We start from the raw sequence: 14783 nt of genomic DNA on the forward strand, positions 1-14783 counted from the left end.
ACCCCGGCCACGGTGGCTCCGGCCGCTGCTGCTGCACCTGCCTATACCGCGGTGCAGACACCGGCACAGGGCCTGGGCATGGGGCATGCCTGCGGTGCAGACTGCGGGCATGACGGCCATCACGACCACGGTCACGATCATGGCCATGCCGACCATGTGCATGCGGCCGACGGCAGCTGCTGCGGCCACGACCACAGCCACGGTCCCAAACATATCTATGTGTACTCGCCCTCGGGCGCGGTGCGCGACAAGGCCGCATTCAAGCGCGGTATCCGGCAGCTGGAAGCCATGGGGCACCAGGTGGAAGTGGATGCCGATGCCCTGGCCAGCAGCCAGCGCTTTGCCGGTGACGATGCCACCCGCCTGGCCGCCATCCACCGCGCGGCCGCCAGCGGCGCCGATGTGGCACTGATCTCGCGTGGCGGCTACGGCCTCACGCGCATCCTGCCGGGCATCAAGTACAAGACCGTGGCCAAGGCCATTGCCAATGGCACGCAATTTGTGGGGCTGAGCGATTTCACCGCCTTCCAGTTGGCCATGCTGGCCCAGACCGGCGCCACGACCTGGGCGGGCCCGGTGGTCAACGCCGACTTCGGCGTGGACACCCGCGATGGCGGCGAGGTGGATGACATCATGCTCGACTGTTTTGCCGATCTGCTCAGCGGCCAGGGTGAGGGGGCCGGCTGGCAGATGCCCAAGGTGGGCGAGCTGCCCAACGGCAAGCCCCAGCTCAAGGACTTCTATGTGTCCGGCGGCGCCACGCTGTGGGGCGGCAACCTGGCGGTGCTGGTGTCCCTGCTGGGCACGCCGTATTTTCCGCAGGTTGAAGGCGGGGTGCTGTTCCTGGAGGATGTGGGCGAGCACCCCTACAAGATCGAGCGCATGCTGAACCAGCTGCTGCTGGCCGGGGTGCTGCAAAAGCAGAAGGCCATCGTGCTGGGGCAGTTCACTGAATTCAAGCTCAACACCCATGACAAGGGCTTCAAGCTGCAGACCGTGATTGACTGGCTGCGCATGCGGCTCAAGCGCCCGGTGCTGCAAGGCCTGCCGTTTGGCCATGTGCCCACCAAGGTGCTGCTGCCGGTCGGGGCGCAGGTGTCGCTGTCGGTGGAAGGGCGCGATGCCCTGATCTACTGGGGGCATACCCACTGAATTGCTTCCGGGGCCGGCGTACGCGCGGCCCCAAGCAGAGTACCCGTTGGCGGGTGTGGGGTGATGGATGGTTCAGAGGGGGCAATCGATGTGGGAATTTGCGGCCTATCCGCTGCTGGCGCTGGTGTTCGTGGGAATCTTCAGCCGGGAAGTGATTGCCCCGGCATCGCGCAACCACTGTGACCGGCGCTGGCTGCTGATGTCCAGCGCGCTGGCCTGCAGCACACTGCTGGTGACCTTGCTGGTGGGACATTGGTTCTCGGACAGCATCCGCGCCGTGGCGCTGTTCGATGTGGGCCAGCGCTGGCCCGCGCCGCTGGTGGGCCTGGCCAGCTTCGGGCTGACCAGCTTTGTCTTTTACTGGTGGCACCGTGCCACGCACCGCTGGGATCTGCTGTGGCGGGTGTTCCACCAGCTGCACCACAGCGCCCCCCGGGTGGAGGCCTTGACCGCTTTCTACGCCCATCCCATGGACACGGCAGCAGCGGTGCTGCTGAGTGCGCTGTCCAGCTACTGGGTGCTGGGCGCCAGCCCGCTGGCGGCGGCGTTCGCCATCGGCCTGACCGGTGCCTTTGACCTGTTTCTGCACGCGGACATCCGCACGCCGCGCTGGGTGGGTTACCTGGTGCAGCGCCCGGAGATGCACACCGTGCACCACCAACATGGCCACCATGCGCAGAACTACGGCCTGCCGATCTGGGACCTGCTGTTCGGCACCTGGGCCAACCCGCCCGAGCGCGTGCAGCGCCTGGGCTTTGACGACGAAAAGGCCGCGCGCATCAGCGACATGCTGCGCTGGCAGGATGTGCACAAAAACCGCTGAGGGGTGCTGGCGCGTAGCGCGCCGTCCCTTTCGCTTTCCATTTTTCCAACCAGGACAGACACCGCATGGGCAAAGCCGCACTGCAATGGACTGACGCGATGCTGGCCCAGCTGGGTCAGGAAAAAGACGCCGTGCTGGCCGAGCGCTGGGGTACATCGGCCAAGACGGTCAACCTCAAGCGCAATGCGCTGGGGATTCCCGCTGCGGGGCATTTCCAGTGGACGCCCGCAGCCCTGGCGCTGCTGGGTCAGCAGCCGGATGCGGCCGTGGCACAGCAACTGGGCATCAGCAAGGCCAGCGTGGTCGCCAAGCGCACGGAGCTGGTGATTGCCCCGGCCTCTGGCGCCACGGCTGCTACTGCTGCCTACGACTGGACACCCGAGGCCGTGGCCCTGCTGGGCACAGCGTCTGACGCCAAGGTGGCGGCCCAGTTGGGAATCAGCCGGCTGACGGTCTACCACGCCCGCGTGCAACGAGGCATTGCGGCAAGCCAAGGAAGCCGCAAGCCGGCGGATGCCAGCTGATACCTGCCTGATTTCTGCTGGGTGCGTGTCGGATGCCGCTGGAAGCGGTGCGGTGGCGTGCCGCACCAGGCTCCCTGCTGGAGATAAGGGCTAGCGCGCGGCCTGCCGTTCGGCCCAGACCACGGCGCAGGCGATGATGCCCAGGCCCAGCCATTGCCCGCCATCCAGGCGCTGGCCCAGCAGCAGCCCTCGATCAGCAGTGCCACGCGGCTGGTGGGCAGGCGGGCCATGCCGGCGTAGATCAGCATATAGGCCAGGGCCGTGTGGGCCAGTCCCAGGCCGGCCAGCCACAGCCAGCTGGTGCCCGATGCGGGCCAGCCGTGCTGCAGCGGCCAGACCCACAGCAGCACGGTGCCCAGCAGGCACTGCCACCAGGCCAAGGTGCTGGCGGTGACCGGCTGGTGCCGCTGCAGCCCCTGGGCGATCAGCGTGACGGCGGCGGTGCACAGTGCGCCCAGCAGGCACAGGGCTACGCCCAGCAGGTAAGCGGGGCGGGTGGCGTGGGCCTGGTCCTGCCACAGTGCCGACAGCGTGCCTGTGGCCAGCACCAGCCACAGCGGCTGTACATGGAACAGCACCACTGCCATGCCGGTGGATGTGGCGGGAATGGCGGCAAAGAACAGGACCCAGGCCAGCACCATCAAGGAGCCTGCGGCCAGCACCCCGGGGGCGGTCTGGCGCGTCAGCCGCAGCTGGCCGCCCTGGCGACGCCACAGCAGCCACAGTGTCAGCCCCAGCAGGCCGAAGGCGCTGCGTGCCCAGGTGGCGGTCAGCGCACCGGCCTGGGCCTGGTGCAGGAACAGCCCGATGCTGCCCAGCAGGGCGTTGCCCCACAGAAAAGGTGCCACCCCCGAGGCGCGGTGGACGCCGGACGGGGTGGAGGCGGCAGGGGCCGTGGTGCAGGCCGAAGAAGGGGAGGAAGGTGACGACATGCCGCGCAGTGTGCGGTGCTGCATGCATGCCGAAAAGCGCATAATATTGGCAATAATTATTCGATAAACGAATGTAAGGAGGCGTCTGTGGCCCTGCGGGATCTGCAAATCGACTGGCTGCACTGCCTGGTGGCCGTGGTGGATGCCGGTTCGCTGTCGGCTGCGACGGTGCAGCTGCACCGTTCCCAGTCGGCAGTGAGCATGCAGCTCAAGAAGCTGGAGGATGCCGTGGGCCACCGTCTGCTGGAGCGCGGGGCGCGCAGGCTGGAGCTGACGGAGCAGGGCCGGACCTTGCTGGGCTATGCCCGCCGCATGCTGGACCTGCAGGCCGAGGCCCAGGCCGCGCTGCAGCCTGCGGTGCTGAGCGGCCGTGTGCGCCTCGGCGTGCCGGATGACTATGCGGCCACCTACCTGACCCCGGTGCTGCGCCGCTTTGCGCCCCGGCACAGCGGCGTGGAGATCGAGCTGAACTGCGAGCAGTCCACCGCGCTGATTCCGCGGGTGGAGCGGGGAGAGCTGGATCTGGCGCTCATCTCGCGCGACCACGCGCGGCGCGGGCGCTTGCTGTTCCATGAGCCCATGGTCTGGGTGGGCTCCCCCCAGCTGGAGTTGTGGCGGCGCGATCCGCTGCCGATTGCGGTCTACGAAGACATCAGCCTGGCGCGGCGGGGTGCCATCCATGCGCTGGCGTTGCAGGGGCGGCGCTGCAAGGTGGTCTACCACAGCTCCAGCCTGGCAGGGCAGCTGGCGGCGGTGGAAAGCGGCCTGGCCGTGGCGGCCCTCACGCAGTGCAGCGCGCCCGCGCAGCTGCAGGTGCTGGGGCGCGAACAGGGTCTGGGGCCGCTGGCGCCGATGCAGGTGGCGGCCTACCGCAGCAAGGCATCGCGGGGGAACGCGGCCGTGGACGAACTGGAGCGCCTGCTGGTGCAGACGCTGCGCATGGCGCGCGGTGTAGGCTGAGGTGTTCAGCCCCCCTCGGCGTGGCAGTGACTAGGGCCCTGATGGGGGCGTGGCGGCACCAGCGCCACCCACGGCATCTGCTTGCCAGCCGCCACCCAGGGCTTTGTACAGCTGCACGCGGTTGTCCAGTTCGGCCTGGTGCAGGCGCACCACCTCCAGCTCGGCCGCATAGAGGTTGCGCTGCGCGTCCAGCTCCTCCAGGTAGCTGGCATAGCCGGCTTCATAGCGGTCATGGGCATAGCCCAGGGTCTGGTGCAGCACATCACGGCGCTGTGTGGCGTGCAGTGTCTGCTGGGCCAGGCGCTGGGTGCCGGTCAGCGCCGATTCCACATCGGCAAATGCGGCCAGCACGGCGCCGCGGTAGGCGTAGGCCGCCTGGTCGCGCTGTGCGGTTGCGGCATCCAGCTGTGCCTGCAGACGGCCGCCGTTGAACAGCGGGGCCAGCAGGCTGCCGCCCAGGCTCCACACGGTCAGCGGGTTGTAGTTGAGCGAGTTGACCAGCAGGCTGCCCACGCTGGCGCTGAGGTTCACCTGTGGCAGAAAGGCGGCGCGCTGGGCCTGCAGCTGGTGGTCGCTGGCGGCCAGCAGGGCGGCGGTGCGGGCGATGTCGGGGCGGCGTTCCAGCAGCTGCGATGGCAGGCTGGACGGCACGGCGGGCAGCTGCAGATCCTGCAGGCGCTGCGTGGGTGCTGCGGCCAGCGCGGCGTTGCCGCCGGCCTGGCCGAGCAGCAGATTCAAGGTGGCCAGCTGTTTGTCGACCTGCCATTGCAGCTGCTGCACCTGCTGCTGCACGCTTTCATGCTCGGCCTGGGCCTGGGTGACCTGCAGCTGCGAGATATAGCCCACGCGCTGCTGGTCCTGGGCCAGCTGCAGTGCTTTTTCGCGTGAGGCGACGGTGGCCTGGCTGATGGCCAGTTGCTGCTGCAGCGCGCGCAGGCCCACATAGGTCTGCACCGTGGTGGCGGCCACCGTCAGCTGCACCGCAGCGCGGTCGGCCTGGCTGGCCTGCAGCCGGGCGGCTGCGGCCTGGCTCTGCTGGGACAGCCGCCCCCACAGGTCCAGTTCCCAGCTGGCCTGCAGGCCGGGTTGCACATTGCGCGACTGGCTGGGGCCCAGCACCGTCAGGCTGCGGCCGGCCTGGGCACCCAGTGTGGCGTTGAGCTGCGGGCTGCGCGCGGCGTCGGTGGCGGCCAGGTTGGCCTGGGCTTCCTGCACGCGGGCCGCGGCGGTCAGCACATCGGTGTTGTTCGCCAGCGCCAGCTGTACCAGGGCGTCGAGTTGGGTATCGCCCAGCTGCTGCCACCACTGGGCCGCGATGGGGGCGGTGCCGGCTTCGGCCGCTGTACTCCACTGCGCAGGCAGCTGCGGCCGGGCGTTGTCGGGCGCGGCGGGAGGCAGAGGGGCGCAGGCGGACAGCAGGGCGGCGGCCAGCACCGCCGCCAGCGTGGCTGTGGCTGGGGTGGAGCGGCGCATCATGGCTGCGGACCCTCTGCGGCGGGGACCGCCGGGGCCTGGGGCGCGGCAGCAGTATCCACATGGGCGATCACGGACATGCCGGGGCGCAGGCGCGCCGCGTCGGGCTGGCCGGCATCGATGGCGATCTTCACCGGCAGGCGCTGCACCACCTTGGTGAAGTTGCCGGTGGCGTTGTCGGCCTTGAGCACGGAGAACTCCGAGCCGGTGGCGGGCGCAATCTCCAGCACGGTGCCGGTCAGCTGTGCGCCTTCCAGGCCGTCCACGGTGAAGCGGGCGGGCTGGCCGATGCGCACATGGGCGGTCTGGGTTTCCTTGAAATTGGCCACCACCCATAGCTGGGGCGGCACCACGTACAGCAGCTGGCTGCCGGCGGCCACGTACTGGCCCTTGCGCACCGTCACTTCGCTCACCTGCCCGTCACTGGGGGCGTGCACCGTGGTGTTGTCCAGGTTGATGCGGGCCTGCTGCACCTGGGCTTCGGCCATCTGCACGGCGGCCTGCAGGGCATCGCGGTTCACGGTGGTGGCCTTGATGGCTTCGTTGCCGATGGCGATGTCGGCCCGGGCCTTGTCCACATTGCTGGCGGCCAGGCGGGCGGTGGCGCGCACCTTGTCGCGCTCGTTCAGCGACACCGAGCCGCGGTTGGCCAGGTCTTCCACGCGGCGCAGTTCGGCCTGGGCACGTTCGGATTCAGCCTGGGCGGCCGACAGGGTGGCTTGCTTGGCCCCCAGTCCGGCGTGGTTCTGCGATTGGGTCTGGGCCGAATTTGCCAGCTGCGCCTTGGCATTGGCCAACTGGGCCTGGGCCTGGGCCAGCGCGGCTTCATAGCTGCGGGTGTCGATCTTGACCAGCGGCTGGCCGGCAGTGACACGTTCGTAGTCCTTGACCAGTACTTCCGTCACATAGCCGTTGACCTGGGGCGCCAGCACCGTGACCTGGCCGCGCACATAGGCGTTGTCGGTGGAGATGTCGGCCGTCTGGAACGGGCCCACATTCCAGGCGCGCAGCACCAGCGTGATGCCGAGCACGCCGATCACCACGGCCATCAGCGCGCTGCGCAGCGTGGGGCGCTCCTTCTTGGGAGTGGGGGACGGGCCCGGGGCCGCGGCAGCAGGGGCTGCGGGCGGCGTGGGGGCAGAGGTCGGTGCGGAAGTGGGGGCGGTGCTCATGTTGTTGGGTTCGGTTATGGGGAGCAAAAGGGGGCCGGCGCAAGGCGCCGCTGGCATCAGCGGGCGTCTGCGGTGGCGGGTGGCGGCCGGGTCGCAGAGGCCGGTGCGGCAGCGGATGCGGGGACGTCGTCGGTATCGTCACCGTCATCGTCCGGTGTGGCATTGGCGGCGTCGGTGCCGACTTCGCTGGCGTTGTCCTGGAGGCTGCGGGCATGGCGTGCCGCCCGCGCGGCGGCGCGCCGTGCCTGGCCGATTTCCAGCAGACACCAGGCCAGGTAGACAAAAGCCACCAGGGCCACGACGTGGAACACATCGTTGTAGGCCAGCACATTGGCCTCGCGCCGCACGGTGGCGGCCAGTTGGGCCGTGCCCTGGGCGGAGCGCAGCACGGGGTCGGTGATGGTGGGGGCCAGGGCCTGCTGCTGCAACTGCAGGCGTTGCGCCACCAGCGGGTTGGCCGGGTTGATCTGCTGCACCAGATCCACTGAGTAGGACTGTTCGCGGTAGGTCTGGTAGGTGCCCAGCAGCGAAGAGCCGATCAGTCCGCCCAGCGCCTGGGTCATGGAGATGGTCAGAATGGCCGTCAGCATGTGGCTGGGTCCGTTTTTCAGGCCCTGCACCACGCCCAGCAGCATCAGCGGGCCCATGAAGATGCCCGAGCCCACGGCCAGCAGGAGCTGGCTGAGATAGAAGTCGGCCGGGCGGTCCAGGCTGGTGCGGTGAAAGTCCAGGAAGGCGCCTGCCGCCAGCAGCACCAGGGCGGCCAGCAACTGCTTGGCAGCGTTGTCCAGGCCGAAGGTGGCCGACGACAGCACAATGCCCAGCAGCGTGCCGAAGAAGATCACCACGAACAGCGGCTGCATCTGGTCGGGCGTCATGCCCAGCGTGCGCATCAGGCCCACCACGCCATAGCTTTGCTCGGTGGTCAGAAAGCGCAGCACGATGGCACCGATCACAAAGCGGATGGTGGCGCTTTGTGTGAACCAGCGGGTGTAGAGCAGCGGGTTGGGGCGGTGGTGTTCCAGATAGAGGCCGGCAAAGAGCAGGACGATGGCACCGCACAGCAGCCAGGCCAGCTCGGGCGCATTGAACCACCAGCGGGTGGTGCCTTGCACCAGCACGGCCACCAGCAGGCCCACGCCGTGAATCAGCAGTGCCATGCTCAGAAAATCGCGCTTGCCGAAGACCTGGATGTGCACCCCCGCCGGCAGCTTGAGCAGCACCACGGCGGCAAACGACAGCAGCGCCAGACCGGCTTCCAGCATGTACAGGTTGTGCCACTGGCCGTGGTTGAGCAGACTGGGCGAGAGCATCCAGGCCAGGGGCGTGGCCAGCTGGCTCACGCCCACGCCCAGCACCAGCAGCTTGAGCACATAGGTGCGCGGCAGCGCCTGCAGCATGTACAGCGTGCCCAGTGAGGTGCAGGCCGCTGCCGCCAGGCCGCTGGCACCGCGCAGCCAGAGCAGGCTTTGCGGGCTGCCCAGCAGCAGGTGCAGCACGCACAGCAGGGCGTACAGGCCCAGGCCGATCTCGGCAAACAGGCGCATGCCGTACTGCTGGCGGAATTTGTAGACCAGCATGTTGGCGGTCACATTGAAGGTGACGTAGGCACCGGACAGCCAGGCGGCCTCGCTGGGTGTGAGCCCCATCTGCCCCTGGATGGTGGGCAGGTTGGCGGTGAACAAGGCATTGCCCAGGCCCCCGGTCAGCCCCACCAGCACGGCCACCAGGGCGTAGCAGACTCGCTCCCATGGCGCATGCCAGGGCATGGCGGGCGAACCGGGCAGGGCCGGTTTTTCGTGCTCCTCCCAGTCGGGGGGACGGCGCAGGTAGACGGTTTCGGTCATGCGGCAGAAACGGCTGAAGCGGCAGAATCCACCGAAGCGGCCGTTGACGCGGCAGAGGCGGCCGCGGTGTCGGCATCCGGCTGCAGGCCGCGGCGCACAATGCCCAGCGCCTGGCGGGCCAGGCGGCGGCGTTCGGCGTCGGTGTTGCCCCGCAATGCTGCCCCCAGCATGCTGGACAGCAGGGAAATGTCCTGTGCCTGGATATCGGCGCGGATCAGACCGCTTTGCTTGCCGCGTTCCAGGGCCGGGCCGAACGCTGACCAGACACGCTGGCGCAGGGCGTTGACGCGCGGGTCGTCCAGCTTGGCGGTGCGCCAGTAATCCGACAGCGCGGGCGAACCCACGATGCGGGCGGACAGGTATTCCAGCAGGGCGAAGAAGGCGTCCGGTCGGTCCTTCAGCCGATCGGCCTGGTCATGCAGGCGCTGGGCCGAACGTTCCATCAGGGCCAGCAAGATGGCGTGGCGATCGGGGAACTGGCGGTACAGCGTGGCGCGGCCCACACCGGCCTGTTCCACCACCAGTTCCAGCGGAGCATTCACGCCGTGTTGGGTGAACACGGTGTCCGCAGCATCCAGCAACTGGGCGCGGCGGGTGGCGGCATCGGGGCGTTTGGTGGGGCAGGAGGTCATGGGGGTGAATTTTCGGACAATTTTGTCCGTTTTGTTTTAGCGCCTGAGCAGCCATGGCGCGAAGCGGGTTATTGCCGGACCTGCCTGGTCCGAGGTGGATCTGCCCAGGGTGGTGGGCTACTGGGCTACTGGGCTACAGGGCTACAGGGCTACCGGGGCCAGTGCGGCCAGCGCGCCACAGCGGCGCAGAAAGTCGCCGCAGCGGTTGCTGCGCGGGCACCGTGGGTCCTGCCGGAGCGCCGCCGAATCACTCCTGCAGCTGCTGCAGTTCCGTGCGTCCAGGGCGTGCCACCAGTCGGCACCCGTGCGTGCGAGTCGGATGGGGCCGGGGTAGGGCGCGGTCAGCACACGCTGCACCGCGTGCAGATGCAGTGCAGCAGTGGCTTACGGCTGCAGGTCGCTCTCGGGCACCCGGGCGCAGCGCCGGACCAAAGCCAGCAGCTCGTTCGGCGCGTAGGGCTTGGTCAGGAAGGCCTGGGCCCCGGCGTCGATGGCTTTCTGGCTCACCGGACCGGCTTCGTGGGCGGTGAGCATCACCACCGGCAGCTGCTTGCAGCGGGCGTCGGCGCGCACGCGGCGCAGCAGTTCCAGGCCGTCCATCTCGGGCATTTCGATATCGGCCAGCAGCAGGGCCGGCAGCTCGCCGTCTTCCAGCAGCTGCCAGGCCAGCAGGCCGTCGGCGGCGGTGGCCACGCGGTAGCCCTGGGTCTGCAACAGGTGCTGGGCCAGGCGGCGCACGCTCATGGAGTCGTCGGCGATCAGCACCAGAGGCGGTGGCACTTCCGGGGCGCTGGCATCGTCGCTGGCGGCCACCGGCTGGGCGGACTGCAGCAGGCGGCGCGCCTCGTGCGCTGCCAGGGCTGCATAGGGGTCGTACACCTGCAGCACCTGGCCGCTGGGCTGGGCAGCGGTGCCCAGCAGGCCGGGCAGGGGCACGGCCACCTCGGCGGGGGGCTGCAGCGCCACTTCCTGTGTGCCCAGGACTTCATCCACCTGCAGTGCCCAGCGCGAGGTGTCGCTGCGCACCACCAGGGCAATGGACTGGCCGTCCACCGGCGGGGCACTGCTGCGGGCGGATTGCTGCCACACGGCACCGGCCCAGTACAGGGGCATGGGGCCGGTCACGTCGTCGGGCAGCATGCCCTGGGCGACCGCCTCGTCCATCTGTGCGGCGGGGATGCGGCGCACGGCTTCGATGCTGCGGGCCGGCAGGGCAATGCTCCAGCTGCCGGCCCGCAGGGCCACGACCTGCTCCACCTGCGGCGGCGCGGGCAGGGTGATGGTGAAGGTGCAGCCCAGGCCGGGCTGGCTGTCGATGTGCAACTGGCCGCCGAGCTGCTGCACACCGGCCTGCACGGCGTCCATGCCAATGCCGCGGCCGGAGAGTTCGGTGATCTGCGCGGCGGTGCTCAGGCCCGGATGCAGGATGAGTTCGGCTGCACGCCGGGCGTCCACGGTCTCGTCCGGCTGCAGCAGACCCAGGGCGACGGCCTTGGTCTGGACGCGCCCCACCTGCAGGCCGGCACCGTCATCCTGCACGGTCAAGGTCTGGACCGGGCCCTGGGTGTGCAGGCGCACCGTGATCTGGCCTGTGGCGGGCTTTCCTGCGGCCTGGCGGCGGGTCGCAGGTTCGATGCCATGGTCTACACAGTTGCGCAGCAGATGCTCCAGTGCCGGCGCCAACTGGTCGGCGACATTGCGCTCCAGCAACTGGTCGCCGCCTTCCAGCAGCAGCTGGGTGGGCTTGCCAGTGTCGCTGGCGGCCAATTGCACGGTGGCCAGCAGGCGTTCGTGCAGCTGGGCCAGCGGAGTCAGGCGCGCGTACAGCAGCGTGTGCTGCAGCGCGCGCAGGTGGCCGGCCTGGGTGGTGAGGGCGGTGTCCGCCGTCGCCAGGCCGTGCTGCAGCTGGCGCTGCACGGTGCCGATGTCGTCCACTCCGTCGCTGAGGCCGCGGATCAGATCGTGCAGCTCTTCATGCCATTCATAGGACAGATCCATATCGCCGTGCAGCACCAGGGTGTCGGCCCAGGCGGCGCAGTCCTTGAGCTGGGCGCGCAGGCGCTGCAGGCAGCTTTCCATCTCGGTCAGCATCTGGTGGTTGTCGGCCACGGACTGCTGGGTTTGCTCGTGGGTGCCCCACAGCGCTTGGGCGTGGCGGCCCACGGTGTCGATGGGGCTGGCGCCCCAGTGCTGCAGCGAGCGCTCGGGGTGGCGCGCGGCCAGCTCTTGCTGCAGGGCGACGAAGGCGATGCGCAGCACTTCCAGGGGCTGTTGCAGGGCACTGGGGCCCAGCGGCCCGTCATTGGGTTGCGCCAGCAGGGCCAGGTCTTCCAGGGCATGCACCTGGCTGGCCCAGGCGGCGGCACCGGCCAGGCGGGCGCTGCCCTTCAAGGTGTGCAGGCTGCGCAGCAGGGTCTGGCGGGGCGTGCCCTGCTCGGCAGGTCGCTCCATCCATTGGTGCAGCGCGGTCTGCAGCGCAGGCCAGACGGCAAGCACCTCTTCCTCGAACACGGCAAAGCGCACGGGTTCGAGCTGGTCCACGCTGGGCAGGACCGGGACCGGGACCGGGACCGAGGCCGGGACTGGCACGGCGGCAGGCACTTCTTCGTGCCCGATGGCCTGGTGGGTGGCCGTGCCGTCTATGAAAGTGGTGTGGCGGTCGGGGGCTGCCCCGTCGGCGTCGGTTTCGTCTTGGGCCGGACGGGTTTCGCTGTCCGGCGCTGGTGGTGTGGATACCGTATCTGCCAGGATGTGGTTCAAGGCTTCCAGCACCTGGGGGTGGGGGCGGCGCATGAAACCGGCGGCAAACTGGTGCAGCAGGCGCAGCACTTCGTCGGCGGCATGCACACAGGCCTGGCGCTGTGCAGCCGTGGCGTTGCGGCGCAGGCGCTCCAGCACCATCTGCAGGGTGTGGGTGAGCAGCGAGATCTCGGTGCAGCCAGCGCCCCAGGCGCTGCGGGTCAGCGCGCGCGCCTGCTCTGCGGCCGTGGCGGGCAGGGGCGTGTCGCTTTCTGCCGCCCACGCGGCGATCTCTGTCTGCAGCTGCTGGCTGAGGCCATCGGCTTCGGTCAAAAAGCCCTGGTTGGGTTCTGCCCGGGGCTGGCCGGCCGCACCTTGCAGCAGGGCGGCACCGGGTTGCAGCTCGGGCACGGCGGCTGCGGCCAGGCGTGTGGCCAGAGCGGTGCGCTCGTCCATGGGGGCGGCAGCCTGTGCCGCAGCGTCCTGCGGCGGTGGCACATCGGCGCGGGTACTGACGGCGTCTGCGGTGTCGGCTGTGGTTGCCAGTTCCGTGGGGAATGCTGTGTTTCCATCGTCTGCCGGGCGTTCTGCCTGAGCACTGTCCGTCACTGGTTCGGAACGCTCCTGAGCGGCTTCCACTGGGGGAGCATCGGTGTCGGTGTCGGTGTCGGTGTCGGTGTCGGTGTCGGTGTCGGGTGCGCTGTGCTCGCCGCTGGCGGCTTCGGCTGTCGTGGTGCTCCCAACGCTGTCTGCAGGAGCGGCGGATGTGGCGTGCTCCTGCTCGGCAAGGGTTGCATCGACAACGCCTTCCGGCATGCTGGCGGGGTGCGGTGTGGTGGCCTCGGCGAGCAGAACAGGCTCAGTGAGAGGCTCTGCTGCCGCTGGCGTGTTCGCTGCAGACACGGCCGCCACGGAGGTGATCTCGCTTGGCCCGGCTGCGTGGGGTACTACGGAAGATGCTGCCGCCGCAGGGGCCGCTGTGTTGTCCAGGGCGGTCGCACTGTGCGGTACCGCCGAAGTGTCCATCGCTTCGACGACGCCTGCGGTGGCGGGCAGAGCAGCATCGTGCGCTGCGCTGGTGGCAGCCGAGGCCGGGGTGGCGATGGAGAGGTCCCCGGTGGTTTGCGCCACCGGCTGTGGTATCGGTGCCCGCGCGGCGGGCGGGGCAGACGGTTCAGCGACTTCGACCGGTACCTCGGGCGCTTCGGGCTCGTCGCCGAACACCAGGTGCGAAAGGTTCAGGCCTGCATCGTCTGATGTGGCAGATGGGCCGGCTGCAGGCGTGGTGGAGCGGGGCTCTGCCAGTGTATCGTGCAGCGGCGCAGCCACAGTGGTGGGGACGGCCAGGGCTTCGGCTCCGCGGCCCAGGTCCAGGGTCAGTGTGGTGTCACCGGGGGGCGTGACAGCCTGTGCGACCCGTGCCGGAGCGTCTGCGGGCAGCAGCTGGCAGCTATGGCAGATGGCCTGCAGCACGGGCGGCAGGCCGTCCATCACCATGGCGGCGGTGTCGGCGGCCTGGGCGCAGTAATACAGCAGATCGCGCACCAGGGTGTCGGGCGGCGGGGTGAAGGCGGAGTCGCCGGCCTTGGCCACGCTGGCGTAGTGCATCAGCACGCGCGAGGCCAGGCGCTTGGTGTAGAGGTCTTGCTCCAGCAGGCCATGGGCCGTGGCGTCAAAGCAGCCGGCCGCTGCCTGCCAGAAGGCAGTGTCGGCCGGTGCCGCGCAGGTCTGGGCCAGGCCCAGGCACAGGTCGCGCAGGCGGGCGGCAGCTGGGGCGTCGGCGTTCTTGACCACGGCCAGCACCTGCTGGTCCAGCAGAGTGCGGGTGGACGGGGCTACCCTGTGGGGCGGTACCTGCAGCGCGGCGGGCAGCGGCGCGGGAACGGGAGCCAGTTGCCAGAGCAGCTCCCACAGGTCGGCCGGGTGGGCGCTGTCCTTGCCGCCGAGCTTGCAGACGGCGCGGTAGGCCGGGAAAAGGTGGGCCACCTGTGCGTTGCGGCCGGCCTGCAGAGTCTGCAGGTGGGCCTGGGCGTCCTTGGCGGCCAGCAGCAGTACATCGCGGGGGAGTGGGCTGCCTGGCGCCGTGCCGGTCGGTGCGACGGGCTGGCGCAGCGCGGTTTCCATGGCCCGCAGCAGCCGGGCCAGGCCGGGTTGCTGCACCACGTCCAGTGCGCGGGCGGTCTGGTGCAGCAACTGGGCGGCCTGGGACGGCGCCAGGGGATCGGTCGATTGCAGCAGGGCCGGCAGCTCCTGCAGCATGGCGCCCAGCGAGGGCGGCACCTGAACACGGGCTCCTGCCAGGTTGGCAGAGGCCGGGGTGGGTGCAGCCGGGGGCGTCAGGAGATCGGTCATGGCAGTGGGGAGGCAGGCCTGGCGGCATGCAGCACAAAGTCGGGGGAAGGCAGGCGGCAGCTATGGTACGCGCCTGCGGGCAGCACGCAGGCAAATCCATGCAAGCTGCAAGCGTAGCGCGAGATGGGCGTGTAGACCGCTTCCTCCGAGCAATTCGCTGCGCCACTGCAGACCGTG

The 14783-nt window shown here is 69.5% G+C and carries 10 protein-coding genes; 4 read left to right on the forward strand and 6 right to left on the reverse strand.

Going from position 1 to position 14783, the window contains the following annotated elements; genetic code table 11:
- Positions 1 to 78 precede the first annotated feature (78 nt).
- The 3 genes from CT3_RS09215 (at position 79) to CT3_RS09225 (ending at position 2499) form a co-directional block, all read left to right on the forward strand.
- Positions 79 to 1152, forward strand: a complete 1074-nt coding sequence (locus CT3_RS09215; protein WP_083520407.1) for an LD-carboxypeptidase — start codon at positions 79 to 81, stop codon at positions 1150 to 1152.
- An 88-nt stretch (positions 1153 to 1240) separates the two neighbouring features.
- Positions 1241 to 1975 (forward strand): sterol desaturase family protein, encoded by a 735-nt coding sequence (locus tag CT3_RS09220; protein ID WP_225608574.1) that lies wholly within the window; start codon positions 1241 to 1243, stop codon positions 1973 to 1975.
- A 65-nt stretch (positions 1976 to 2040) separates the two neighbouring features.
- Positions 2041 to 2499 (forward strand): hypothetical protein, encoded by a 459-nt coding sequence (locus CT3_RS09225; RefSeq protein ID WP_066534602.1) that lies wholly within the window; start codon positions 2041 to 2043, stop codon positions 2497 to 2499.
- On the opposite strand, the gene CT3_RS09230 is transcribed toward CT3_RS09225, so the two are convergent.
- Positions 2430 to 3431: a DMT family transporter gene (locus CT3_RS09230; RefSeq protein ID WP_225608575.1), complete on the reverse strand. Its 1002-nt coding sequence runs from the start codon at positions 3429 to 3431 to the stop codon at positions 2430 to 2432. The two genes, CT3_RS09225 and CT3_RS09230, sit on opposite strands and share 70 nt — an antisense overlap.
- A gap of 87 nt (positions 3432 to 3518) precedes the next feature.
- Between CT3_RS09230 and CT3_RS09235 the strand changes: the two genes are divergently transcribed.
- On the forward strand, positions 3519 to 4391 hold the full coding sequence (locus CT3_RS09235; protein ID WP_066534600.1) for a LysR family transcriptional regulator: 873 nt from the start codon (positions 3519 to 3521) through the stop codon (positions 4389 to 4391).
- Between the two features lie 30 nt (positions 4392 to 4421).
- On the opposite strand, the gene CT3_RS09240 is transcribed toward CT3_RS09235, so the two are convergent.
- From CT3_RS09240 to CT3_RS09260, 5 genes are all read right to left on the reverse strand, one after another.
- The gene (locus CT3_RS09240; RefSeq protein ID WP_098066381.1) at positions 4422 to 5864 is read right to left on the reverse strand and encodes an efflux transporter outer membrane subunit; all 1443 of its coding nucleotides are present in this window, start codon (positions 5862 to 5864) and stop codon (positions 4422 to 4424) included.
- Positions 5864 to 7036: an HlyD family secretion protein gene (locus tag CT3_RS09245; protein WP_066534594.1), complete on the reverse strand. Its 1173-nt coding sequence runs from the start codon at positions 7034 to 7036 to the stop codon at positions 5864 to 5866. Before CT3_RS09245 ends, CT3_RS09240 begins: the two co-directional genes overlap by 1 nt.
- A 56-nt stretch (positions 7037 to 7092) precedes the next feature.
- Positions 7093 to 8883, reverse strand: coding sequence for an MFS transporter (locus CT3_RS09250; protein ID WP_083520343.1), 1791 nt, complete (start codon positions 8881 to 8883; stop codon positions 7093 to 7095).
- Complete coding sequence (locus tag CT3_RS09255; RefSeq protein WP_083520342.1) at positions 8880 to 9515, reverse strand: TetR/AcrR family transcriptional regulator; 636 nt, start codon at positions 9513 to 9515, stop codon at positions 8880 to 8882. Before CT3_RS09255 ends, CT3_RS09250 begins: the two co-directional genes overlap by 4 nt.
- A gap of 384 nt (positions 9516 to 9899) precedes the next feature.
- Positions 9900 to 14606 (reverse strand): hybrid sensor histidine kinase/response regulator, encoded by a 4707-nt coding sequence (locus CT3_RS09260; RefSeq protein WP_066534592.1) that lies wholly within the window; start codon positions 14604 to 14606, stop codon positions 9900 to 9902.
- Positions 14607 to 14783: the final 177 nt, after the last annotated feature.

It is taken from the genome of Comamonas terrigena NBRC 13299 (assembly GCF_006740045.1).
GTDB lineage: Bacteria > Pseudomonadota > Gammaproteobacteria > Burkholderiales > Burkholderiaceae_C > Comamonas > Comamonas terrigena.

Excerpts from the sequence above, each read along its gene's own strand:
- CT3_RS09215 (WP_083520407.1), top strand. The coding sequence starts at position 79 with ATGGGGCATGCCTGCGGTGCAGACTGCGGGCATGACGGCCATCACGAC.
- CT3_RS09220 (WP_225608574.1), top strand. The coding sequence starts at position 1,241 with ATGTGGGAATTTGCGGCCTATCCGCTGCTGGCGCTGGTGTTCGTGGGA.
- CT3_RS09225 (WP_066534602.1), top strand. The coding sequence starts at position 2,041 with ATGGGCAAAGCCGCACTGCAATGGACTGACGCGATGCTGGCCCAGCTG.
- CT3_RS09230 (WP_225608575.1), bottom strand. The coding sequence starts at position 3,431 with ATGTCGTCACCTTCCTCCCCTTCTTCGGCCTGCACCACGGCCCCTGCC.
- CT3_RS09240 (WP_098066381.1), bottom strand. The coding sequence starts at position 5,864 with ATGCGCCGCTCCACCCCAGCCACAGCCACGCTGGCGGCGGTGCTGGCC.
- CT3_RS09245 (WP_066534594.1), bottom strand. The coding sequence starts at position 7,036 with ATGAGCACCGCCCCCACTTCCGCACCGACCTCTGCCCCCACGCCGCCC.
- CT3_RS09250 (WP_083520343.1), bottom strand. The coding sequence starts at position 8,883 with ATGACCGAAACCGTCTACCTGCGCCGTCCCCCCGACTGGGAGGAGCAC.
- CT3_RS09255 (WP_083520342.1), bottom strand. The coding sequence starts at position 9,515 with ATGACCTCCTGCCCCACCAAACGCCCCGATGCCGCCACCCGCCGCGCC.
- CT3_RS09260 (WP_066534592.1), bottom strand. The coding sequence starts at position 14,606 with ATGACCGATCTCCTGACGCCCCCGGCTGCACCCACCCCGGCCTCTGCC.